General features: G+C 49.2%; 23 protein-coding genes and 2 tRNA genes. 24 read left to right on the forward strand and 1 reads right to left on the reverse strand.

The window, feature by feature from the left end:
• Positions 1 to 144: 144 nt before the first annotated feature.
• Positions 145 to 345 carry a cold-shock protein gene (locus DW915_RS13455; RefSeq protein WP_022461996.1) on the reverse strand — a complete coding sequence of 67 codons (201 nt, stop codon included), beginning with the start codon at positions 343 to 345 and terminating at the stop codon, positions 145 to 147.
• A gap of 314 nt (positions 346 to 659) precedes the next feature.
• Between DW915_RS13455 and DW915_RS13460 the strand changes: the two genes are divergently transcribed.
• From DW915_RS13460 to DW915_RS13570, 24 genes are all read left to right on the forward strand, one after another.
• Positions 660 to 1,940: a dihydroorotase gene (locus DW915_RS13460; protein WP_022461997.1), complete on the forward strand. Its 1,281-nt coding sequence runs from the start codon at positions 660 to 662 to the stop codon at positions 1,938 to 1,940.
• 37 nt (positions 1,941 to 1,977) lie between these two features.
• Positions 1,978 to 2,907 carry an orotidine-5'-phosphate decarboxylase gene (gene pyrF / locus DW915_RS13465; RefSeq protein ID WP_022461998.1) on the forward strand — a complete coding sequence of 310 codons (930 nt, stop codon included), beginning with the start codon at positions 1,978 to 1,980 and terminating at the stop codon, positions 2,905 to 2,907.
• A gap of 107 nt (positions 2,908 to 3,014) precedes the next feature.
• The gene (locus tag DW915_RS13470) at positions 3,015 to 3,785 is read left to right on the forward strand and encodes a dihydroorotate dehydrogenase electron transfer subunit (protein WP_022461999.1); all 771 of its coding nucleotides are present in this window, start codon (positions 3,015 to 3,017) and stop codon (positions 3,783 to 3,785) included.
• Between the two features lie 24 nt (positions 3,786 to 3,809).
• Positions 3,810 to 4,712, forward strand: a complete 903-nt coding sequence (locus DW915_RS13475; protein WP_118742269.1) for a dihydroorotate dehydrogenase — start codon at positions 3,810 to 3,812, stop codon at positions 4,710 to 4,712.
• 295 nt (positions 4,713 to 5,007) lie between these two features.
• Positions 5,008 to 5,904, forward strand: coding sequence for a C40 family peptidase (locus DW915_RS13480; RefSeq protein ID WP_118742270.1), 897 nt, complete (start codon positions 5,008 to 5,010; stop codon positions 5,902 to 5,904).
• 525 nt (positions 5,905 to 6,429) lie between these two features.
• Entirely contained in the window at positions 6,430 to 7,647 is a 1,218-nt protein-coding gene (locus DW915_RS13485; RefSeq protein WP_055227104.1) for an iron-containing alcohol dehydrogenase, read from the forward strand.
• Between the two features lie 217 nt (positions 7,648 to 7,864).
• Positions 7,865 to 8,542 (forward strand): orotate phosphoribosyltransferase, encoded by a 678-nt coding sequence (pyrE, locus tag DW915_RS13490; RefSeq protein WP_022462007.1) that lies wholly within the window; start codon positions 7,865 to 7,867, stop codon positions 8,540 to 8,542.
• Between the two features lie 34 nt (positions 8,543 to 8,576).
• A complete protein-coding gene (locus DW915_RS15925) occupies positions 8,577 to 8,729 on the forward strand; it encodes a hypothetical protein (RefSeq protein ID WP_055221261.1) in 153 nt (50 codons plus the stop codon).
• An 84-nt stretch (positions 8,730 to 8,813) separates the two neighbouring features.
• Positions 8,814 to 9,290 (forward strand): VanZ family protein, encoded by a 477-nt coding sequence (locus tag DW915_RS13495; protein WP_055227152.1) that lies wholly within the window; start codon positions 8,814 to 8,816, stop codon positions 9,288 to 9,290.
• Complete coding sequence (locus DW915_RS13500) at positions 9,271 to 9,588, forward strand: hypothetical protein (RefSeq protein WP_022462010.1); 318 nt, start codon at positions 9,271 to 9,273, stop codon at positions 9,586 to 9,588. Before DW915_RS13495 ends, DW915_RS13500 begins: the two co-directional genes overlap by 20 nt.
• A gap of 66 nt (positions 9,589 to 9,654) precedes the next feature.
• On the forward strand, positions 9,655 to 10,266 hold the full coding sequence (locus DW915_RS13505) for an HD domain-containing protein (protein WP_055221257.1): 612 nt from the start codon (positions 9,655 to 9,657) through the stop codon (positions 10,264 to 10,266).
• Between the two features lie 67 nt (positions 10,267 to 10,333).
• Positions 10,334 to 12,355 (forward strand): aminopeptidase, encoded by a 2,022-nt coding sequence (locus tag DW915_RS13510; RefSeq protein ID WP_118742271.1) that lies wholly within the window; start codon positions 10,334 to 10,336, stop codon positions 12,353 to 12,355.
• Between the two features lie 122 nt (positions 12,356 to 12,477).
• Positions 12,478 to 12,984 (forward strand): 5-(carboxyamino)imidazole ribonucleotide mutase, encoded by a 507-nt coding sequence (purE, locus tag DW915_RS13515; protein WP_022462013.1) that lies wholly within the window; start codon positions 12,478 to 12,480, stop codon positions 12,982 to 12,984.
• Positions 12,985 to 13,009: 25 nt separating this feature from the next.
• Positions 13,010 to 14,035 carry a phosphoribosylformylglycinamidine cyclo-ligase gene (gene purM, locus DW915_RS13520; RefSeq protein ID WP_055221253.1) on the forward strand — a complete coding sequence of 342 codons (1,026 nt, stop codon included), beginning with the start codon at positions 13,010 to 13,012 and terminating at the stop codon, positions 14,033 to 14,035.
• Positions 14,029 to 14,655: a phosphoribosylglycinamide formyltransferase gene (purN, locus tag DW915_RS13525; protein ID WP_022462015.1), complete on the forward strand. Its 627-nt coding sequence runs from the start codon at positions 14,029 to 14,031 to the stop codon at positions 14,653 to 14,655. The genes purM and purN overlap by 7 nt, the downstream gene beginning before the upstream one ends.
• A 5-nt stretch (positions 14,656 to 14,660) precedes the next feature.
• Entirely contained in the window at positions 14,661 to 15,932 is a 1,272-nt protein-coding gene (purD, locus tag DW915_RS13530) for a phosphoribosylamine--glycine ligase (protein WP_118742272.1), read from the forward strand.
• Between the two features lie 179 nt (positions 15,933 to 16,111).
• A complete protein-coding gene (locus DW915_RS15800; protein ID WP_022462017.1) occupies positions 16,112 to 16,273 on the forward strand; it encodes a hypothetical protein in 162 nt (53 codons plus the stop codon).
• A 91-nt stretch (positions 16,274 to 16,364) separates the two neighbouring features.
• Positions 16,365 to 16,437: transfer RNA gene (locus DW915_RS13540), tRNA-Val, on the forward strand.
• Between the two features lie 33 nt (positions 16,438 to 16,470).
• Positions 16,471 to 16,544, forward strand: a tRNA-Met gene (locus tag DW915_RS13545).
• Positions 16,545 to 16,733: 189 nt separating this feature from the next.
• Entirely contained in the window at positions 16,734 to 17,867 is a 1,134-nt protein-coding gene (rffA, locus tag DW915_RS13550) for a dTDP-4-amino-4,6-dideoxygalactose transaminase (RefSeq protein ID WP_118742274.1), read from the forward strand.
• Positions 17,868 to 17,873: 6 nt separating this feature from the next.
• On the forward strand, positions 17,874 to 18,482 hold the full coding sequence (locus tag DW915_RS13555) for a YdcF family protein (RefSeq protein WP_022462019.1): 609 nt from the start codon (positions 17,874 to 17,876) through the stop codon (positions 18,480 to 18,482).
• A 280-nt stretch (positions 18,483 to 18,762) separates the two neighbouring features.
• Positions 18,763 to 18,993 (forward strand): hypothetical protein, encoded by a 231-nt coding sequence (locus tag DW915_RS13560; protein WP_055227097.1) that lies wholly within the window; start codon positions 18,763 to 18,765, stop codon positions 18,991 to 18,993.
• Positions 18,994 to 19,077: 84 nt separating this feature from the next.
• A complete protein-coding gene (gene rlmD, locus DW915_RS13565; protein ID WP_118742275.1) occupies positions 19,078 to 20,475 on the forward strand; it encodes a 23S rRNA (uracil(1939)-C(5))-methyltransferase RlmD in 1,398 nt (465 codons plus the stop codon).
• Between the two features lie 250 nt (positions 20,476 to 20,725).
• Positions 20,726 to 21,328, forward strand: coding sequence for a hypothetical protein (locus tag DW915_RS13570; protein ID WP_118742276.1), 603 nt, complete (start codon positions 20,726 to 20,728; stop codon positions 21,326 to 21,328).
• The last annotated feature ends 42 nt before the right edge of the window (positions 21,329 to 21,370 follow it).

Raw genomic sequence — 21,370 nt, forward strand, 5'->3', positions numbered from 1 at the left:
AAACTATGAGAAACACGCTCCGCGAGTTTCTCAAGTTATCGCGGCAGTCGCCAAGGTCTCGTGCAGGCATGGACTTTGGCTCGTTGCCCGCGTAAATTAAAAAACCGGAGGACATACATCCCCCGGCCTTTCGCTTATGGTTAATTAGCATTTAACAACGTTGGAAGCCTGCATTCCGCGAGCACCCTCGGTAAGATCGTAAGTAACCGCCTGACCTTCGTCAAGAGTTTTGAATCCTTCACCCTGGATAGCGGAGAAATGTACGAATACATCGTTTCCGTCTTCGCCTGTGATGAAGCCATAGCCCTTCTCTGCGTTAAACCATTTCACTGTTCCCTTGTTCATTGTGAGTTACCTCCATAAAATTAAAAAATAAGCATGATGTGGGAATGCATATGTTCCCCCATAAGCGAGTGAACTTTTGGTAAAAAAATTCACTAGCTATTACAGATTATATTGAAGGTGAATGCTAATATAATCTCTAATAGCTAGTGACCACGTATTACATCTCAACATCTTCTCGATTGAGACTATTATAATCTTGCAAATCAAAAAAGTCAAGAAAAAACTCTTTATTTCAGGAAAGATTTCGTGTATTATAAAAAGGAATAAATGGTCGGACGACGGCCAGAAGAAAAGAAAGGATCAGAGAACGTAAGATGAGTATCTTAATCAAAAATGGACAGGTCATCGACCCGGCCACCCAAAAAGACGAAATCAGTGATGTTCTGATCGAAAACGGCGTTATTACACGGGTTGAAAAAGGAATCCGTGTAAAAGATGCGCAGGTAATAGATGCAAAAGGCTGCTATGTAATGCCTGGCATCATCGATATGCATGTACATCTCCGCGATCCGGGGCAGACATATAAAGAAGATATTGAAAGCGGTTCGAAAGCAGCAGCAAAAGGAGGCGTGACAACGCTGGTAGCGATGCCGAATACAAAACCGGTCATCGACAGCCCGGACCGCGTCAACTATGTAACGATCAAAGCAGACCGTTTTTCTCCGATTAATGTACTGCAGGCAGGCGCCATCACAGTAGGACAGAAGGGTGAAGAGCTCGCCGATATCGAGGGCATGGTAAAAGCCGGCATCCCGGCGATCAGCGAGGACGGAAAATCCGTTATGAACGCGCTGCTCTACAAAGAGGCCATGGAGATTGCCGCAGAGAAAAACATTCCGGTGCTGGCTCACTGCGAGGACAAGAACCTCGTAAACGGCGGCTGCATGAATGAGGATGCAAACTCGAGAGAGTGGCATCTGCCGGGCATCACAAACTCCGTAGAGAACACGATTGTTGCAAGAGATATCGTACTTGCCGCAGAGACAGGTGCACACCTGCATCTGTGCCACTGCTCGACCAAAGAGAGCGTGGATATGGTGCGTGAGGCGAGAAAGGCCGGCGTTTCGATTTCCGCCGAGGTCTGCCCGCATCACTTTACCCTCTGCAGCGACGACATCGTAAAGGGTGACACCAACTACAAGATGAATCCGCCGCTCCGTACGAAAGAGGATCTCGAGGCACTGCGCCAGGGTCTGAAAGACGATGTCTTCGATGTCATCAGCACCGATCATGCACCGCATGCGCTGACCGAGAAACAGGAGTCCTTCAAGAAAGCTCCGTTCGGCATCGTCGGACTGGAGACGAGCGTGGCTCTTACCATCACCGAACTTGTGGATACCGAGATCATCACCCCGATGCAGATGGCGGAGAAGATGAGCTACAATCCGGCAAAAATCCTGCACCTGGACAAGAAAGGTTCTCTTGCACCTGGCATGGACGCCGATGTGGTTGTCATCGATCCGGAAGCAGAGTATGTGATCGATCCGAAGGAGTTTGTTTCCAAGGGCAAAAACACTCCGTTCGGCGGCAAGAAAGTCAAAGGAAAAGTTATGGCTACCGTATGCGGCGGCAAGATTGTATACGAAGCTGAGTAATTTCTATAAGAAAAGAAAGAAGAGGGAGAGTAAGCAGATGATTAACAAACTGATTGCAAACATTAAAAAAACAAATGCACCGATCGTCGTAGGTCTGGACCCGATGCTGAACTATGTGCCGGAGCACGTACAGAAAAAGGCATTTGCCGAGTACGGAGAGACACTCGAAGGAGCTGCAGAGGCTGTTTGGCAGTTCAATAAAGCGATTGTCGACGCAACATACGATCTGATTCCGGCTGTAAAACCGCAGGTTGCCATGTATGAGCAGTTCGGCGTTCCGGGAATGGCAGCATATGAGAAGACCGTTTCCTACTGCCAGGAAAAGGGTCTCGTTGTCATTGGCGATATCAAACGAGGCGATATCGGTTCTACTTCTGAGGCGTATGCAGTCGGCCACCTCGGCCACGTGCAGGTGGGAAGCAAATCCTACGCCGGATTCCATGAGGATTTTGCAACTGTCAATCCGTATCTTGGATCTGACGGCGTAAAACCGTTCATCAAGGTCTGCAAAGAGGAGAAAAAAGGTATCTTTGTTCTGGTAAAAACCTCGAACCCGTCCAGCGGCGAGTTCCAGGACCGCATCATCGACGGACGTCCGCTGTATGAGTGGGTCGGCGAGCAGGTTGCCGCGTGGGGTGAGGAGCACATGGGCGATGATTACAGCTATGTGGGAGCTGTTGTCGGCGCTACGTACCCGGAGATGGGCAAGGTGCTGCGTAAGGTAATGCCGAAATCCTACATCCTGGTACCGGGCTACGGTGCACAGGGCGGAAAAGGAAAAGACCTCGTTCACTTCTTCAATGAGGACGGACTGGGTGCAATCGTAAACTCTTCGAGAGGTATTATCGCTGCTTACAAACAGGAAAAATATGCCGAGTTTGGCACTGAGAACTTTGCGGATGCTTCGAGAGCAGCTGTAAAGGATATGGTTGAGGATATCAGCGGGGCGCTTGCTGCTGCAAAATAAGAATACAGGGTGAAAAGCTCAGAAGGTCTGCTGGGTAGACGTTATGTCCGCCGGAGGATATTTTGGGCTTTTCGCCGATTCAAGAAAATAAAAGGAGTGTTCAGCTTATGAAAATCAAGGAATGCTGTACTGTGGAAAGTCAGGAGTGCATTGCAAAAGGAATTTACAGCATGTGGATTTCCACGAAAGTGATTGCGAAAGAGGCGAAGGCCGGCCAGTTTATTTCTCTGTTTTCGAAAGACGGCAGCCGTCTTCTGCCGCGTCCGATTTCTCTTTGTGAGATCGACCGAGAGGGAGGAAGACTTCGGATTGTCTACCGTGTGGCAGGTGCAGGAACGGAGGAGTTTTCGCATCTGAAAGCGGGGGATGAGGTTGATATTTTAGGGCCGCTTGGAAATGGATTCCCGATTGAGGAAGGTAAGGGAAAACGTGTGATGCTGATGGGCGGCGGTATCGGTGTTCCGCCGATGCTGCAGACGGCGAAGGATCTTGGAACGGACACGATCATCTGCTGTGGTTACCGCGATGAGTTGTTCTTAAATGAGGAGTTTGCTGCGGCAGGCGATCTTCATATTGCAACGGAGGACGGAAGTGCCGGTGTGAAGGGCAATGTGATGGATGCGGTGCGCGAGGATCATCTGGAAGCAGATGTGATTTTTGCCTGCGGTCCGGCTCCGATGCTGCGTGCGATTAAGGCGTACGGTCTGGAAAAGGGAATTCCATGCTGGATTTCGATGGAAGAGAAGATGGCGTGCGGCGTTGGCGCATGTCTTGCGTGTGTCTGCCAGTCGACTGAGGTGGATGGTCATTCACATGTGCACAACAAGCGGATCTGCAAGGACGGACCGGTCTTTTTAAGTACGGAAATTGAGCTGTAAGTGACGCGAGGAGGAGAAAAAGCGATGAGGACAAGTGTGAATCTGGCGGGTGTGGAACTGAAGAATCCGGTTATGACGGCATCTGGTACGTTTGGCTCCGGCGCGGAGTACAGTGAGTTTGTGGATTTGAAGGAGCTTGGCGCGGTTGTGACGAAGGGTGTTGCGAATGTGCCGTGGCCGGGGAATCCGACGCCGCGTATTGCGGAGGTTTACGGCGGAATGCTGAATGCGATCGGGCTGCAGAATCCTGGTATTGATGTGTTCTGTGAGAGGGATATTCCGTTTTTGAAACAGTTTGACACGAAGATTGTGGTGAATGTGTGTGGACGGACGACGGAGGATTACTGTGAGGTTGTGGAGCGATTGACTTCGGAGCCGGTGGATCTGCTGGAGATTAATATTTCGTGCCCGAATGTGAAGGAGGGCGGTATTGCGTTTGGACAGGATCCGAAGGCGGTGGAGGCGATCACCAGAGAAGTTAAAAAATATGCGAAGCAGCCGATTATTATGAAATTGAGCCCGAATGTGACGGATATTACGGAGATGGCGCGGGCTGCGGAAGCCGGCGGTGCGGATGTGCTGTCGCTGATCAATACGCTTACTGGGATGAAGATTGATATTGAACGGCAGAAGTTTGCGATTGCGAATAAGACTGGCGGTATGTCGGGGCCGGCGGTGAAGCCGATTGCGGTGCGGATGGTGTATCAGGTGGCGCAGGCAGTGAAAGTGCCGATTATTGGTATGGGCGGTATTGCGTCGGCGGAGGATGCGCTGGAGTTTATTCTGGCGGGGGCTACGGCGGTTTCGATTGGGACGGCGAATTTCTTTAATCCGTATGCGACTGTTGAAACGGTTCGCGGTATCGAAGAGTATATGAGAAGGCATAAGGTTGACGATATTAATTCGCTGATCGGGGCGGTGAGATAAGACGGACGGCCTCGAGCGGCTTCGCATCTGCGGTGCGGCGGGCGAGAAAAAGAGGGCGGAACTGTGGCTCAGAATAGGCACGGGGAAACGGGAACCATCCCATTTTCCTGCACCTGTTCCGGGCTCACAGTTTCTGCCCTCTTTTTCTATGCCTGCCACACGGCAGGCGCAAATTCCAGTGAGGTCTGGTTGTGTGGAGCTGAAACGAAGTAGGTCTGGATCCGCCGGGGGCGGATCGGCGTGAGAGTGTTGTGGTGGGTGCATAGTATATAGAAAATGGAAGGTGGTATGTGAGATGAGGTATGGGATCATTAAAGTGAAGCGGGCGTTTTTGTATGAGGAGAATGGGGTTGATGTGGTGGATGAGGTGTTTTTTGGATGGAGCGTGATGTGGGAAGATGAGGGGGAGTGGATTGAGGTTTGGACGCATTATGGGTATCGGGGGTGGATGGAGAGAAATTTGATTGAGGAGAAAAGCCGGGAGTGGATGGAGGAGAGGGAAAAGGCAGGGAATACGTATGTGGTGACACGCGGGTTTGCGGATGTGATGAGGGGAGCGCGGGTGCAGTCGCGGATGTTGGAGACGCTGGGACGGGGGTGTTTTGTGGAGAAAATGGAGGAGACGGAGAATGGGTATTGCAGGGTGAAACTGGCGAATGGGATCAGTGGGTTTGTGCCGGAGGTGGCATTAAGAAAAAGACTGGATTCGGATCGGTTTTTGTGGGGAAAATCGGAAGAGAGTTTTTTTGTGGAGCAGGGGATTCCGGAGGGGTGGTCGGAAGAGAAGTTTCGGAGGAAGGTTGTGGAGTGTGCGAAGGGGTATCTTGGATGCCAGTACCGGTGGGGCGGGAAGGCGGCGGATGGGATTGACTGTTCGGGTGTGGTGTTTATGGTATATTTGATGAATGGGGTTTTGATTTGGCGGGATGCGGATATCAGGGAAGGGTATCCGATGAAAGCGATCTGGAGAGAAGGGGAGGAGATGTGTCTGGTGGAGGAACGGGCGAAGGCCGGGGATCTGCTGTTCTGGAGGGGGCATGTGGGGATGTATCTGGGGGACGGCAGGTATCTGCACTGTACGGGGCATGAGAGGGTGTTTGGGTGCAGGGTGAATAGTCTGCGGAGAGGGGATGAGGATTTTCGGGAGGATCTGGCGGAGGCGCTGAAAGTGGTTGGGAGTGTTTTTTCGTGAAATGTAAAATTATAGCAATCCCCGAAAATAATGCAAAAAATTCAGCACCGCAGAGCGTGAATTACTGCGTCACAGATTTTCGTCGTACCCCGGTACGCCTTCAAATCTGTTCCTTGCAATTCGCGCTCTGCAGTACTGCCTTTTTTGCATTATTTTCGGGTCTTGCTATAAATGTGATTGTGTGTGGTGAAATTTGACAGATTTTTCTGGGTGGGAGTATAAAGATAAACTGACGGGGCTTTACAACTGGAATTATCTGGAAACGGAAAGCTGGAGGAAAAGAGCGATGTACCGTGAAAAACAGGCATCGCGGGCGGCACGGAAGTAAATAAGATATATATAATTGACATCAGGAAATATCATTTTTGTATTGGAAATCCCTGAAAAAGTTTGTTATAATAATAACAAAGTCGAAAACAAAAGACAAAAGGCGGCTCAAACAGAGAGCAGGAAAAACAGAAATTCTGCTGATCTGATCTGCCGGAGCTGTCCATCAGAAGCAAAACAAGAAAGGGGTTCTGAACAATGGCAAGATTTACATTACCAAGAGATTTATACCACGGAAAGGGTGCTTTAGAGGCACTGAAAACATTCGAAGGAAAACGTGCAATCGTCTGTGTAGGCGGCGGCTCCATGAAACGTTTCGGTTTCCTGGATCGCGCAGTAGACTACTTGAAAGAAGCCGGCATGGAAGTACAGCTTTTTGAGGGAATCGAGTCTGACCCGTCAGTCGAGACTGTTATGCGCGGAGCAAAAGCGATGGAAGAGTTCCAGCCGGACTGGATCGTAGCAATGGGCGGCGGATCTCCGATCGACGCAGCAAAAGCAATGTGGATCAAATACGAGTATCCAGACATCACCTTCGAAGAAATGTGCAAGGTATTCGGAATGCCGAAACTCCGCAGAAAAGCTCATTTCTGTGCAATTTCTTCTACATCCGGAACAGCAACCGAGGTAACCGCGTTCGCAGTTATCACAGACTATGAAAAAGGTATCAAATACCCGCTGGCAGACTTCGAAATCACGCCGGACGTTGCAATCGTAGATCCGGATCTGGCAGAGACGATGCCGCAAAAGTTAGTTGCTCACACCGGTATGGACGCTATGACCCATGCAATCGAGGCATACGTTTCCACCGCGAACTGTGACTTCACCGATCCGCTGGCACTGTATGCAATCAAGATGATTCAGGCAGACCTGGTAGATTCCTACAACGGAGATATGGCAAAACGTGACAGCATGCACAACGCACAGTGCCTCGCTGGTATGGCATTCTCCAATGCACTTCTTGGTATTGTTCACTCCATGGCACATAAAACAGGCGCAGCATTCGCTGATTACGGCGCTCACCTGATCCACGGCGCAGCAAACGCTATGTACCTGCCGAAGGTTATCGCGTTCAACGCAAAAGACGAGACTGCAGCAAAACGTTATGCAGTGATCGCTGACGAGATGAAACTTGGCGGCGAGACAACGGAAGAGAAAGTAAAACTCCTCATTGACTATCTGCGCGGCATGAACGACAAACTGAACATTCCGCACTGCATCAAGAACTACGGAAAAGACAGCTATCCGACCGAGCAGGGCTTCGTTCCGGAAGACGTATTTCTGGAGAGACTGCACGACATCGCTGTAAATGCCATCGCCGATGCCTGCACCGGATCCAACCCGAGACAGCCATCTGTTGAAGAGATGGAAAAACTGCTGAAATGCTGCTACTATGATACAGAAGTAGATTTCTAAAAAGAAAACATATCAAAATCCCTCCGTTCTCTGGGCGGAGGGATTTTTTGCGTCAGAGAATGAAATTTATTTGTGTGGATTTTATGTTTTTTATGCGAAATCCTGTGTCTGGACTGGAAAAACAGAGGCGTTTATGGTAGTATAGAAAAGAATAGAAGTAAAAACGGGCGGCATTGCGAAAAAAGATGCCTTCCCCTGAAAATATGGAGGAAAAAAGATGGAACAGTACAAGCAGGAGTTTATCGAGTTCATGGTCGAGAGCCAGGTATTAAAATTTGGAGAGTTCACTCTGAAAAGCGGAAGAAAATCCCCGTTCTTCATGAATGCGGGCGCTTACGTAACCGGAAGCCAGTTAAAACGTCTCGGCGAGTATTATGCAAAAGCAATCCATGACAATTATGGACTGGATTTCGACGTTCTGTTTGGACCGGCCTACAAAGGAATCCCGCTCAGCGTTGTAACCGCTATTGCGATTCATGATCTCTACGGTGTGGAAGTACGTTACTGCTCCAACCGGAAAGAAGCAAAAGACCACGGCGGAGATGCAGGACTGCTGCTTGGAAGCAAAATTAAAGACGGCGACCGCGTTGTCATCATCGAGGATGTTACCACCTCCGGAAAATCCATCGAGGAGACGTTCCCGATCATCCAGGCACAGGGCAATGTGGAGATCAAAGGTCTGATGGTATCCTTAAACCGTATGGAGCGCGGAAAAGGCGACAAGAGCGCACTTGAGGAAATCCAGGAAACCTATGGCTTCCCGGCAAATGCCATTGTAACCATGGAGGATGTCATCACCTATCTGTACAACCGTCCATGCCAGGGCAAAATCCAGATCGATGACAAGATGAAGGCTGCCATTGATGCTTATTATGAGGAGTACGGTGTCAAATAAGACGTGGTACACTTGAAAAAAGGAGTTTTGCACGATGAATGAAAAAATCTATAAAACCATGGGACGTGTCGGCGGCGGAAATATCGCCATGGGCGCAGTACTGGTTGTGGTAGGGGTAGCAACCGGTGTCCTGATGATCGTAAGCGGAGCAGGTCTGCTGAAACGACGCGGGGAAATTATGTTTTAAGAAAAATGCCGGAATATTTTGGAAGCGCATGCGCCGAAGAGGTATTCCGGCGTTTCTGATACCACGCAGAAAGGGGAAACGAAGATGAAGCAGGAGACGAAAGCCAGAATCCGCGTTGTGGGACGGATTTTATTTCTGGTGTATCTTCTTGCGCTCGTTTATTTTCTGTTTTTTGCAGAAGAATACGGGAGAAGAAACTTTTTTGAACTGGATTACCGTTACAATCTGGTGCCGTTTCAGGAAATCAGACGGTTCTGGATTTACCGCGAAAAGGTGGGATTCCTTGCCGCATTTTTAAATCTGGCGGGCAATGTGATCGGTTTTCTGCCGTTCGGCTTTATCGTTCCGGTGATGCACAAAAAAATGGAGAGTTTCTGGAAAGTATCGCTTCTTGGTTTTATGTTCAGCCTCTGCGTGGAGACGATTCAGCTCATCACGAAGGTGGGCTGCTTTGATGTAGATGATCTGATCCTGAATACGCTTGGAGCCATGATCGGCTGCGGCGCATTCCTGATCTGCAATAAATTCAGGAGATGGAAATATGGCGAGGAAGAAGTATAATTACAATTTTGTCCGGAAGCCGTCGGAAGGCGGAAAGGAAGCTCTCTATATGGCAGGTGCTTCGGTCTTTCTGTTTCTGCTGGCTTCGGTCGTATCGTTTGCATTTCGCGGAAACGGAGGCATTTTTCTCGGAGCAGCGGGACTGTTCTCATTCCTTCTGTCGGGATACGGCTTTTATGTGGGAATGAAGAGCTTTAAAGAAGAACAGGTCAGCCACAGAATGTCGGTTCTCGGCTCGATTACGAGCGGCGGCATGCTGGTCGCATGGCTTGCACTGTTTCTGATCGGTGTGAGATAAATGTACTCTCGTAAAATCAAGCACAGAAAGACTCCGGGAATACATATAAAAGAAAAGGGGAAAAAGATGGATCGCGAACGTTTTGAAAAACAGCTGAATTTTATTCTGGAGATTGATAAAGAAAAACAGATCCTGCGCCAGACGCACATCCGCGGCTATTCGCGCCAGGAGGACGACGCGGAGCACGCATGGCACATGGCGGTGATGGCATTTCTGCTGCAGGAATATTCGAATGAGAAAATCGACATCGGCAGAACAATGCTCATGCTGCTGATCCACGACCTCGTGGAGATTGATGCAGGCGACACGTATGCGTACGACGCGGAGGCAAACAAAACAAAAGACGAGAGAGAACACAAAGCGGCCGAGCGCATCTACGGCCTGCTGCCGGAGGATCAGGGAAAAATGCTGATGGATCTCTGGCTCGAGTTCGAAGCGTATGAGACACCGGAAGCGCGCTTTGCCCATGTGATGGACAATTTCCAGCCGCTGCTTTTAAATCATGAGAACGATGGAAAAGACTGGACCCGCCACAATGTGCGGATTTCCCAGCCGTTAAAACGAAACGAGAAGACGGCGACTGGCTCCGAGGAGATCTGGAGTTATATGGAAGAGATTCTCGAACAGAGTATCCGGGATGGAAAAATTATTGACGACCGGGAAGAAAAACAGGAATAAGTTAAGAAGAATGAGGGGCAGATCTGCCCCTCGTAACAGTTAAAGAGAAACAGAAAGGGATTTTTTTATGACGGATGAATTATTAAACGAGCGGTATGCGCTTGCAATTGAGCGGATCCGCCAGATTCCGGCGGAAAAAAGCGTTCCGCAGCCGTACCGCGATTTTTTTGCACAGATGGCACAGTACCTCTGCAAAATGGACCAGATCCGGAGCAGAATCGCAGAAGGATATCTAAAAACAGCATCCGAGGAAGAGCTGGCTGTTTTTAACCGCGAGCCGTATGAAGATGTGATTGGAGAGCGGTATGAGACCTCCTACGGAAACCCGGCGTTTGCCGTGCGGGCACTTGGTGAAACGCATGGAAGGAGCCTCTGCTGCCTGTACCGGGAGCTGGGAAATGCTGTTGTCTGGGTCTATGAGGACCGCCTGCTGGAGCTGACTGCGGCGATGGAGCTGTATCTCGAGTTGTATGCGATGTTCGAGGAGGAGACGCTGCCGTCCGCGCAGTATGTAAAAGAGAGCATTTACTGGTATGTGAGCGATTACGCCGAGGAGCGCCAGGAATACCAGGTGCGCGAAATCGTCGACCCGTCGCTGCACTTTGTGAAGGATATTGTGATGGAATCTGATCTGACGGATCTGCGGTATTTGTACCAGTACGGCGAATATATCACCGAAAATGAGAAGGGTACAGCCCGCTTTTTAAATACGTTCAGCCAGAAAGAAATCGACGCGATGGCACGCACCTACACAGAAGGCTTCCGCAAGTGCTTTCTCGTGGCGCGAAAAGATCTGTCGAAAAAGAAGACAGTCAGCATCCGCTTCCACATCGGTTTTGAGCGTATGATCCGTGCGGCAATATTACAGTTCCGCGAGATGGGACTCGAGCCGGTGATTTCCCGCGGCGCGCGGAGAACGTGGGTTGCCGGTGCGTCTGCGAATAAGCAGTATGACTACGATCACCGGAACGATGAGGCGCTGTATCTCAACGAGGATCTCGTGAAGAGACGGCTCCGCGCGATGCAGGTGAAATACGACGAGTACAAAGAACTGGCGGACGGCTATGCCGGCCCTGCCGTGGTGGAAACCTTCGGCGAAGTTCCGTTTGAGCCAGTAAATAAAAAACAGGCACTGCACTTAAATGAGCGCCAGCAAAAGCTCCGTGTCGGTTTCCAGAACGAGGCGGGCCAGATTGTAAACCGCTATATCAAGGATGACGAGTACGGCTACACGATCATCGCCTACCCGATGCCGGAGATCGATCCGCGCTACGAAAAAATTTTCCGTGAGATCGTAAAGATCAACACGCTCGATTACGAAAAATACCAGCGCATCCAGCAGTACCTGATCGATGCGCTCGACGAGGGCGTTTCCGTGCATGTGCTTGGAAAAGGAGAGAACAGAACGGATCTGCGCGTGATGCTGCATCATCTGAACGATCCTGCGAAAGAGACGAATTTCGAGAACTGTGTTGCCGACTGCAATATTCCGGTCGGAGAGGTCTTTACTTCCCCGAGTCTTACCGGCACGACAGGCGTGCTCCATGTGACGGGGGTCTACCTGAATGAGCTGTATTACCGCGATCTCTGCCTGATGCTGACCGACGGCATGATCACCGCGTATGACTGCGCAAACTTCGAAAAAGAAGAGGACAATCGTACTTATATAGAAGAAAACCTGCTGTATCACCACAGGACGCTGCCGATCGGTGAGTTTGCCATCGGAACGAACACGACGGCGTACGTGATGGCAGAGCAGTACGGCATCGCCGGAAAACTGCCGATCCTGATCGCAGAGAAGATGGGCCCGCATTTTGCGATGGGCGACACCTGCTACGCCTGGGCGGAGGACAGCCCGATGTACAATCCGGACGGAAAAGAAGTAATCGCGCGTGAGAACGAGGTTTCGGCAAAACGGAAAGAAGATCCGTCGAAAGCATACTTCGGATGCCACACGGACATCACGATTCCGTACCGCGAACTGCAGTCGGTTGCGGTCGAAAAAGCAGACGGAACGACGATCCCTCTCATTGAGGACGGACGCTTCGTCCTGCCGGGAACGGAAGAATTAAATGAACCTTTTGGCTGATTATGGGTTGACATTTCTGCGCCTGCTTAGTATATTATAAGCAGAACTGAATGATTAAAACATAAATATAAGCATAACTAATGAATAACACTTAGAACAGTTAATCAGAAAAGGAGAACAACATGGCTAAAGTAGGAATTGTGATGGGCAGCGACTCTGATATGCCGGTAATGAGCAAAGCAGCCGACATGCTGGAAAAATTTGGAATTGAGTACGAGATGAAAATCATCTCCGCACACCGCGAGCCGGATGTATTTTTCGAATATGCAAAAACCGCAGAGGAGAAAGGCTTCAAGGTTATCATTGCAGGCGCAGGTATGGCAGCTCATCTGCCGGGTATGTGCGCAGCTATTTTCCCAATGCCGGTCATCGGAATTCCGATGCATACCACATCGCTTGGAGGTCGTGATTCCCTGTACTCCATCGTACAGATGCCGAGCGGCATTCCGGTAGCAACCGTTGCCATCAATGGCGGTGCCAATGCCGGAATCCTGGCAGCAAAGATTCTTGCAACTTCCGATCCGGAACTGCTTGCAAAACTGAAAGCATATACACAGGAAATGAAAGAGCAGGTTGAGGCAAAAGACGCAAAACTGCAGGAAACAGGATACCGTAACTACAGTAAATAAAAACAAAGGACAAGGGAGGTTCACCATGGATTACAAGAACGCAGGAGTAGATATTGAAGCTGGATACAAATCAGTAGAATTAATGAAAGAGCATGTAAAGAAAACCATGCGCCCGGAGGTATTAGGCGGCCTTGGCGGTTTTTCCGGCGCTTTTTCCCTGGCAAAAATCAAAGAAATGGAAGAGCCGGTGCTGCTTTCCGGTACAGACGGATGCGGAACCAAGGTGAAGCTCGCCATGATTCTTGATAAACACGACACCATCGGCATTGATGCCGTTGCCATGTGTGTGAACGATATCGCATGCGCCGGCGGAGAACCGCTGTTCTTCCTCGACTACATCGCATGCGGAAAGAACTATCCGGAGAAGATCGCTTCGATCGTAAAAGGCGTTGCAGAAGGCTGTCTGCAGTCCGATGCGGCACTGATCGGCGGTGAGACCGCAGAGCATCCGGGCCTGATGCCGGAGGATGAGTACGATCTGGCAGGTTTTGCTGTCGGCGTATGTGACAAGAAAGACATGATTACCGGTGAAAATCTGGCAGCCGGAGACGTACTGATCGGCATGGCTTCCACCGGCGTTCACAGCAACGGATTTTCTCTTGTCCGCAAAGTTTTCGATATGACAAAAGATTCTTTAAATACATACTATGATGAGCTCGGCGCAACCCTCGGCGAGACCCTGCTTGCACCGACCCGTATCTACGTAAAAGCACTCCGCGCCATCAAAGATGCCGGTGTAACCGTAAAAGCATGCAGCCACATCACCGGAGGCGGCTTCTACGAGAACATTCCGCGTATGCTCAAAGACAACACCGTAGCCGTTGTACAGAAAGACAGCTACACCGTACCGCCGATCTTTGATCTGATGGCAAAGAAAGGCAATATCGATGAGCAGATGATGTACAACACCTTCAACATGGGTATCGGTATGGTACTGGCTGTTGATCCGGAAGATGTAGACGCAGCGATGAAAGCCATCCGTTCCACAGGAGATACGCCATATGTGATCGGCCACATTGAAAACGGAGAAAAAGGAGTACAGTTATGCTAAGATTAGCAGTTCTCGTCTCCGGCGGCGGCACGAACCTGCAGGCGATTCTGGATGCGATTGACGAGGGAACCATCACAAACGCGGAGGTTTCCGTTGTCATCAGCAACAATGCAGGAGCGTATGCGCTGGAGCGTGCGAAAAAGAAGGAGATTGATGCGGTATGCCTTTCCCCGAAGACCTTTGCATCGAGAGAAGCATTCAACGAGGCACTGCTGGCGAAACTGCAGTCGTACAACGTCGATCTCGTTGTGCTCGCAGGATGCCTGGTTGTGATCCCGCAGAGCATTGTGGATGCTTATCCGAATAAGATCATCAACATTCATCCGTCCCTCATTCCGTCGTTCTGCGGAACGGGCTATTACGGACTGAAAGTGCACGAGGGCGTATTATCCCGCGGCGTCAAAGTGACGGGAGCAACGGTTCATTTTGTGGACGGCGGAACAGACACCGGCCCGATTATTCTGCAGAAGGCAGTCGAAGTGCACGAGGGCGATACACCGAAGGCACTGCAGCAGCGCGTCATGGAAGAGGCCGAGTGGGTCATCATGCCGCGTGCGATTGATCTGATTGCAAACGGAAAAGTAACGGTAGAAGACGGACACGTAAAGATAAAGGAGTAAGAGCGATGAAAGTACTGATTGTAGGAAGCGGCGGAAGAGAGCATGCGATTGCCTGGAAGGTGGCACAGAGCCCGAAGGTAGACAAGATTTACTGCGCTCCTGGAAACGCAGGAATTGCGGAGTACGCAGAGTGTGTCAATATTACAGCGATGGAGTTTGACAAGCTCGTTGCTTTTGCGAAAGAAAAAGAGATTGACCTGACCGTCATCGGCATGGATGATCCGCTGGTCGGCGGTGTTGTCGATGCGTTTGAGGCAGAGGGACTGCGCGTATTCGGACCAAGAAAGAATGCGGCAATCCTGGAAGGATCGAAAGCGTTCTCCAAAGACCTGATGAAAAAATACCATATCCCGACGGCGGCATACGAGACATTCTCCGATCCGGAAGCGGCAGAGAAATATCTCGAGACTGCAAAATTCCCGATCGTGCTGAAAGCCGACGGTCTGGCTCTTGGAAAAGGCGTTCTGATCTGCAATACCTTAGAGGAAGCAAAAGAGGGCGTCAAGACGATCATGCTCGACAAGAAATTCGGCAGTGCCGGAAACGAGATGGTTATCGAGGAGTTTATGACGGGACGTGAGGTTTCCGTTCTCTCCTTTGTGGATGGAAAGACGATCAAGACGATGAGTTCCGCACAGGACCACAAGAGAGCAGGAGACGGCGACACCGGCCTGAACACCGGCGGTATGGGCAACTTCTCCCCGAGTCCGTTCTATACCGAAGAAGTGGATAAGTTCTGTAAAAAATATATCTATCAGCCGACCGTAGATGCGATGGCAGCCGAGGGAAGACCGTTTAAGGGAGTTATTTTCTTCGGACTGATGCTGACACCGGACGGACCGAAGGTGCTCGAGTACAATGCCCGCTTCGGCGATCCGGAGGCACAGGTTGTGCTTCCTCGTATGAAGACAGACATTATTGATGTATTTGAAGCCTGCATCGACGGAACTCTCGACCAGATCGACCTGCAGTTTGCAGATAATGCGTGTGTCTGCATCGTACTGGCTTCGAACGGTTATCCGGTTTCCTACGAAAAAGGATTCCCGATCCGCGGACTCGAGACGTTCAAAGAGCATGAGGGCTATTACTGCTTCCATGCAGGAACGAAGTTCAAAGACGGCGAGATCGTGACAAACGGAGGCCGTGTCCTCGGCGTGACAGCACTTGGCGATACCCTGAAAGAGGCACGTGCGAATGCATATAAGGCTGTTGACTGGGTTGACTTTGACAATAAATATTACCGCCATGATATTGGAAAAGCGATTGACGAAGCGTAACGTGAATGTGAATTTTAATTTTGAGTAAAATGGAGCCGCCAGAATCCCGGTGAAAGGGAAATCTGGCGACTTTGTCTTTTTATTCTGAAAAGGGAATAAAGCGCCGCCGTTCCGGATACAATAGTAAGGAGATCCTTTGCTTTTTAGCAGAATCAGAACAGGAAAGGCGGTCGGAAAAGATGGGAATCGTTTGTCTGGCGGGGATTTTTGCCGTATTTCTTCTGCTTGCATGGACGCTCTGCCGGGCGGCAGGATGGGAGAAAGAACGGGAAGATCTGGAACAGGAGCAGTACCTGAAAGAGTGGCGGGAGAAAAAGTTGAAAAAAATCGAAAAAATTTGAAAATTAGTGTTGACATTTGGCGGGTGGAATGCTATACTAACGAAGTCGGTTGGTGATACAGATAAAAAGCCAACAGACAAAACACCGATGTGGGGTCTTAGCTCAGCTGGGAGAGCATCTGCCTTACAAGCAGAGGGTCATAGGTTCGAGCCCTATAGGCCCCATATTTTATGAAAAACGGTGTTGAAAATGAATATGGCGAGATAGCTCAGTTGGCTAGAGCACGCGGTTCATACCCGCGGTGTCGAGGGTTCGAATCCCCCTCTCGCTACTTGTGGAACCCTTGAGAAATCAAGGGTTCTTTTGGCTTTATGTACAGTATGATGATATGGCTGTTATGTCAAAATCGTGTCTTGAAATCCACAGAGATTTGTGAGAAAATGAGATTACCTAAGAGCTTGTTTTGGGCTCTGAAAGTAAATAAAACAGTAATGGATAGAAGAAAGATAAGGAAAAAACAATGATAGAGTTTAATAAACCACCTTTTATTGGAACAGAACTGGAATACATCCGCCAGGCGGCAGAGGAAAACAACAAGCTGTGCGGCGACGGTCCTTTTACGAAGAAATGTTCTGCCTGGATGCAGGACAATTTCAACGTAAAACATGCGATACTTACGACATCCTGCACCCATGCACTGGAAATGGCAGCTTACCTGTCTGAGATTCAGCCGGGCGACGAAGTGATCATGCCGTCCTACACGTTTGTTTCCACTGCAGATGCCTTCGTTCTGCGCGGAGCAAAAATCGTCTACGTGGATATCCGTCCGGATACGATGAACATCGACGAGACCAAGATTGAGGATGCCATCACTGAAAAAACAAAAGCGATTGTTCCGGTTCACTATGCGGGCGTTGCCTGTGAAATGGATACCATCATGGATATTGCAAAACGCCATAACCTGAAGGTTGTAGAGGATGCGGCACAGGGCGTGAGCGCGTACTACAAGGGAAAAGCCCTTGGAACGATCGGCGATTTTGGCTGCTACAGCTTCCATGAGACGAAAAACTATACGATGGGAGAGGGCGGCGCGCTGCTGTTCCAGGATGAGAATTATCTGGAAAAAGCAGAGATCCTTCGTGAAAAGGGAACGAACCGCAGCAAGTTTTTCCGCGGACAGATCGACAAATATACCTGGATCGACTACGGCTCCTCCTATCTGCCGAGCGATATGAATGCGGCTTACCTGCTTGCAGAACTCGAGGAACATGAGAAAATCGACAGAAAGCGGATGGCCATCTACAACTATTACCATGAGCAGCTCCGTCCGCTGGCTGAGGCCGGAAAGATCGAGCAGCCGGTTGTGCCGGAAGGCTGTGTACATAATGCACATATGTACTTCATCAAGGCAAGAAATCTGGAAGTGCGTACAAAACTGATCAAGTATATGAAAGAGCGCGGTGTGATGTGTGTATTCCATTACGTTCCGCTCCATACCTCCCCGGCCGGACAGAAGTTCGGTGTTTTCCACGGAGAGGACAAATACACAACAAAAGAGAGCGAGCGCCTGATGCGTCTGCCGATGTTCTACAGCCTGTCTGAACAGGATATGGCATATGTCGTAGAGTGCCTCATGGACTTTAAAGAGTGGTAACATTTCATGTATGAGAAGTTTTTAAACTACTTTACGGACTATATTTTCGTGAAGGATGAGCCGCAGAAAGCCGATGTGATTTTTGTGCCGGGAAACGGATATCCGCAGATGGCGGCACACGCGGCAGAACTCTGGAAAGAAGGATTTGCGCCGTATGTGCTTCCGTCGGGAAGATACAGTACTGTGCTCGGGCATTTCGCCGGTGTACAGGATCTTGCGGAGCAGTACGGCGGGAACTATGAAACCGAGTGGGAGTTTCTGCGGACGGTACTGCAGAAAAACGGCGTGCCGGAGAAAGCGATTCTGCGCGAAGACAAGGCGACGTATACGTATGAAAATGCACTGCGGTCACGGGAAGTGACAGATGCGGCGGGCATCGAGGTAAAAAAAGCGATCCTCTGCTGCCGGAATCTCCATGCGAGACGGTGTATTCTGTATTACCAGCTTGTCTATCCGGAGACAGAGTTTTTTGTCTGTCCTTCGGATATTGAGTTCACCAGAGAAAACTGGCATACAAAGGGTGAATGGATCGACCAGGTGTTAGGAGAAATGGAGCGCTGCGGCGGTCAGTTCCACAAGATTCTGCGGGAACTGCCGGCGGATTCTGAATTTTAACACCAGTAGACAAGAAGTCCCCCGCTTCTAAAGCGGTGGGATGAATTGTTAAAAGAAACATAACGGCAGTGGTAGGCGGAGAGAAATCGGTATCCTCCACTGACATGAGGAAAGTCACAGTCGAACTATTCTCGACATGTCAGACTCCGTGAAAATACCGACTGTAAGTTGAAACGAAAAGATTTATAAAAAAGAGCGGAAATTGTGGTAAAATTGCGGCTCGTATGGTATACTATCGTTAAGTTAAGTTTCTAATCTAAAGCAAAGGTTGGTGGACAGTATGAATAAGATTGATGAAGTATTAGAGCTTTTAAAACAGAGAGAACGTGAGAGCGAAAAACCGAAAAACGTGATTTTATGGGTCCTTGCCATTGTCGGAGCGGTAGCGGCAGTTGCAGGAATCGCATACGCAGTATACCGGTTTGTAACTCCGGATTATCTGGAAGACTTCGAAGATGATTTCGATGACGATTTCGACGATTACTTCGAGGATGAAGACGAAGATAAGTAGGATGGAAAAAAGAAACTCCGGTGCCGGAACGTGGTACCGGAGTTTTTCTGTCCGGAAATTAGTTTGACATAGAAGGAGAAGAGAATGAAAAAAGGAGAAATTTACGAGGGAGTCGTGGAAAGAATCGATTTCCCGAATAAAGGACGTGTACATGTGGAGGGCGAGACGGTTACCGTGAAAAATGCAATTCCGGGACAGAAGATCCGCTTTCAGATCAACAAAAAAAGAAAGAACCGCATGGAGGGCCGCCTGCTCGAAGTAACAGAAAAATCCCCGATAGAAAAGCGCGATCCGGTCTGCAGTATTTTCCCGTCCTGCGGCGGATGCATGTACCAGACGATGAGTTATGAGGATCAGCTTGCAATGAAGGCCGGTCAGGTGAAAAAACTGCTCGACGATGCCCTCGTGGAGGCCGGCCAGGTCAATGAGGCGGGGGAGGCCGATTATCCGTTCCTTGGAATCAAGGGAAGTCCGAAGGAGTTTGCATACCGGAATAAAATGGAGTTTTCCTTCGGCGATGAATACAAGGACGGCCCGTTGTCTCTCGGACTTCATAAAAAGGGAAGCACCTACGATGTCCTGACCGCGTGCGACTGCAAAATCGTGCATGAGGATTTCACAAAGATTCTGACCTGCGTGCTGGCGTACTTTAAAGAGCGGAACGCAAGTTACTACCACAAGATAAGCCACGAGGGTTACCTGCGCCACCTGCTGGTGCGAAGAGCCGAGAATACCGGAGAAATCCTGGTAAATCTCGTCACCACAAGCCAGGAAGAGTGGGATCTGATGCCGCTCGTGCAGGAAGTGCTTGGTCTGCCGCTGGAAGGAAAGGTTGTCGGATTCCTCCATATCATAAATGATTCCCTGGCAGATGTTGTAAAGAGCGATGAGACAAAAGTGCTCTACGGACAGGACTACTTCTATGAAGAACTCCTCGGACTGAAATTCAAGATCACCCCGTCCTCCTTCTTCCAGACCAATTCCCTTGGCGCGGAAGTTCTCTACAGCACCGCCCGCGAGTTCGTCGGCGAGACGAAAGACCGCACGATCTTCGACCTCTACAGCGGAACCGGAACCATCGCCCAGATCCTTGCACCGGTCGCAAAAGAAGTGATCGGCGTGGAAATCGTGGAAGAAGCTGTTACAGCTGCAAAAGAGAACGCAGAGGCAAACGGCCTTACCAACTGCAGTTTCCTCGCCGGAGACGTGCTGAAGGTGATCGATGAAATCGAAGAAAAACCGGACTTCATCGTTCTTGATCCACCGCGCGAAGGAATCCATCCGAAGGCTCTGCCGAAGATAGTTGATTTATATAGGTGTGAAAAAATGCTTTACATCTCCTGCAAGCCGACTTCTCTTGCGCGGGATCTGGTAGAGTTTGCAAAATATGGATACCGTGTAGAAAAAGTCTGCTGTGTTGATATGTTTCCGGGAACGTGCCATGTGGAGAGTGTCTGTTTGTTAAGTAAAGTACAGAAATAGAAATTGTAGATATGCTCGAAAAGGCTTGAAATAAAGGGTTTCGGAAGATTTTGACTTGCTGAGAGTGATGGCTTAGATGAGCGTAGAAAAATAGTAAAACGCCTGCTGATGAGATTGCTTGGAATAGGTTGTGTAGACAAGAGTGTTATTAGTGGGTTGAGTAGATAAGAATGTTAGCATTTTATATCTACCATGATTAGCATGTTAGACTGCCAAGTGGTAGCACTTACTAATTTTTGGAGGTAGAAGAATGAGTAACAAACAAAAAGATTCAAAGTGGCAGAAACTTAAGAAAGAGTTTTATGGCACAAAAACCTGTGTGCAATCAGAGTATGGGACTATTGATTTTGATCCCGATTCTATGGGGGATGTAGTAGGTGGAGACAAACTAACCTATGATGAGTATCTCGATATTCTTATGAGGTCTGGTAAAAATGTGCGAGGTTGGTTTGAAATGTGCTATTTTGAAACAGCTTTAGAATTTGCTGGACAGGTTGAGAAAATCAATAAAGATAATATTTGTTTCAAGCGAATATATGTCTGCGGTATGTTTATGGATGGAGAATGCTTTAATGTTGATGAATTTGTTGCATCAAATGATGGGTACTGTTTGATTGTACCGGAGGTTATCGCATATATCTCCAAGAAGATGGATATAGCGAATGATTTTAATGGTGTAATCGTTGATACATACAAAAAGACACAGTATGTTCCGTTACTTGAAATTATTGGTTGCCATAGAAGTGGTACAAGAGAAGATTTGGACTGCATTATAGAAGCAGCTGATGAAATGATTAAAGATGAAAAGTTTAGAGAGGTATTGTATGCATACCTACTTCTTCCTGCAACGTAGCAGAAACTTCAGACACAAAGACTCTATGAGAAAGTAAAGCGA

Origin of the sequence: Blautia sp. AM42-2 (assembly GCF_003480245.1) — a bacterium.
Lineage (GTDB): Bacteria > Bacillota > Clostridia > Lachnospirales > Lachnospiraceae > Fusicatenibacter > Fusicatenibacter saccharivorans.

Bases quoted from the DNA above. Each gene is read 5' to 3' on its own strand.
- DW915_RS13455 (WP_022461996.1), bottom strand. From the start codon at position 345: ATGAACAAGGGAACAGTGAAATGGTTTAACGCAGAGAAGGGCTATGGC.
- DW915_RS13460 (WP_022461997.1), top strand. From the start codon at position 660: ATGAGTATCTTAATCAAAAATGGACAGGTCATCGACCCGGCCACCCAA.
- pyrF (WP_022461998.1), top strand. From the start codon at position 1,978: ATGATTAACAAACTGATTGCAAACATTAAAAAAACAAATGCACCGATC.
- DW915_RS13470 (WP_022461999.1), top strand. From the start codon at position 3,015: ATGAAAATCAAGGAATGCTGTACTGTGGAAAGTCAGGAGTGCATTGCA.
- DW915_RS13475 (WP_118742269.1), top strand. From the start codon at position 3,810: ATGAGGACAAGTGTGAATCTGGCGGGTGTGGAACTGAAGAATCCGGTT.
- DW915_RS13480 (WP_118742270.1), top strand. From the start codon at position 5,008: ATGAGGTATGGGATCATTAAAGTGAAGCGGGCGTTTTTGTATGAGGAG.
- DW915_RS13485 (WP_055227104.1), top strand. From the start codon at position 6,430: ATGGCAAGATTTACATTACCAAGAGATTTATACCACGGAAAGGGTGCT.
- pyrE (WP_022462007.1), top strand. From the start codon at position 7,865: ATGGAACAGTACAAGCAGGAGTTTATCGAGTTCATGGTCGAGAGCCAG.
- DW915_RS15925 (WP_055221261.1), top strand. From the start codon at position 8,577: ATGAATGAAAAAATCTATAAAACCATGGGACGTGTCGGCGGCGGAAAT.
- DW915_RS13495 (WP_055227152.1), top strand. From the start codon at position 8,814: ATGAAGCAGGAGACGAAAGCCAGAATCCGCGTTGTGGGACGGATTTTA.
- DW915_RS13500 (WP_022462010.1), top strand. From the start codon at position 9,271: ATGGCGAGGAAGAAGTATAATTACAATTTTGTCCGGAAGCCGTCGGAA.
- DW915_RS13505 (WP_055221257.1), top strand. From the start codon at position 9,655: ATGGATCGCGAACGTTTTGAAAAACAGCTGAATTTTATTCTGGAGATT.
- DW915_RS13510 (WP_118742271.1), top strand. From the start codon at position 10,334: ATGACGGATGAATTATTAAACGAGCGGTATGCGCTTGCAATTGAGCGG.
- purE (WP_022462013.1), top strand. From the start codon at position 12,478: ATGGCTAAAGTAGGAATTGTGATGGGCAGCGACTCTGATATGCCGGTA.
- purM (WP_055221253.1), top strand. From the start codon at position 13,010: ATGGATTACAAGAACGCAGGAGTAGATATTGAAGCTGGATACAAATCA.
- purN (WP_022462015.1), top strand. From the start codon at position 14,029: ATGCTAAGATTAGCAGTTCTCGTCTCCGGCGGCGGCACGAACCTGCAG.
- purD (WP_118742272.1), top strand. From the start codon at position 14,661: ATGAAAGTACTGATTGTAGGAAGCGGCGGAAGAGAGCATGCGATTGCC.
- DW915_RS15800 (WP_022462017.1), top strand. From the start codon at position 16,112: ATGGGAATCGTTTGTCTGGCGGGGATTTTTGCCGTATTTCTTCTGCTT.
- rffA (WP_118742274.1), top strand. From the start codon at position 16,734: ATGATAGAGTTTAATAAACCACCTTTTATTGGAACAGAACTGGAATAC.
- DW915_RS13555 (WP_022462019.1), top strand. From the start codon at position 17,874: ATGTATGAGAAGTTTTTAAACTACTTTACGGACTATATTTTCGTGAAG.
- DW915_RS13560 (WP_055227097.1), top strand. From the start codon at position 18,763: ATGAATAAGATTGATGAAGTATTAGAGCTTTTAAAACAGAGAGAACGT.
- rlmD (WP_118742275.1), top strand. From the start codon at position 19,078: ATGAAAAAAGGAGAAATTTACGAGGGAGTCGTGGAAAGAATCGATTTC.
- DW915_RS13570 (WP_118742276.1), top strand. From the start codon at position 20,726: ATGAGTAACAAACAAAAAGATTCAAAGTGGCAGAAACTTAAGAAAGAG.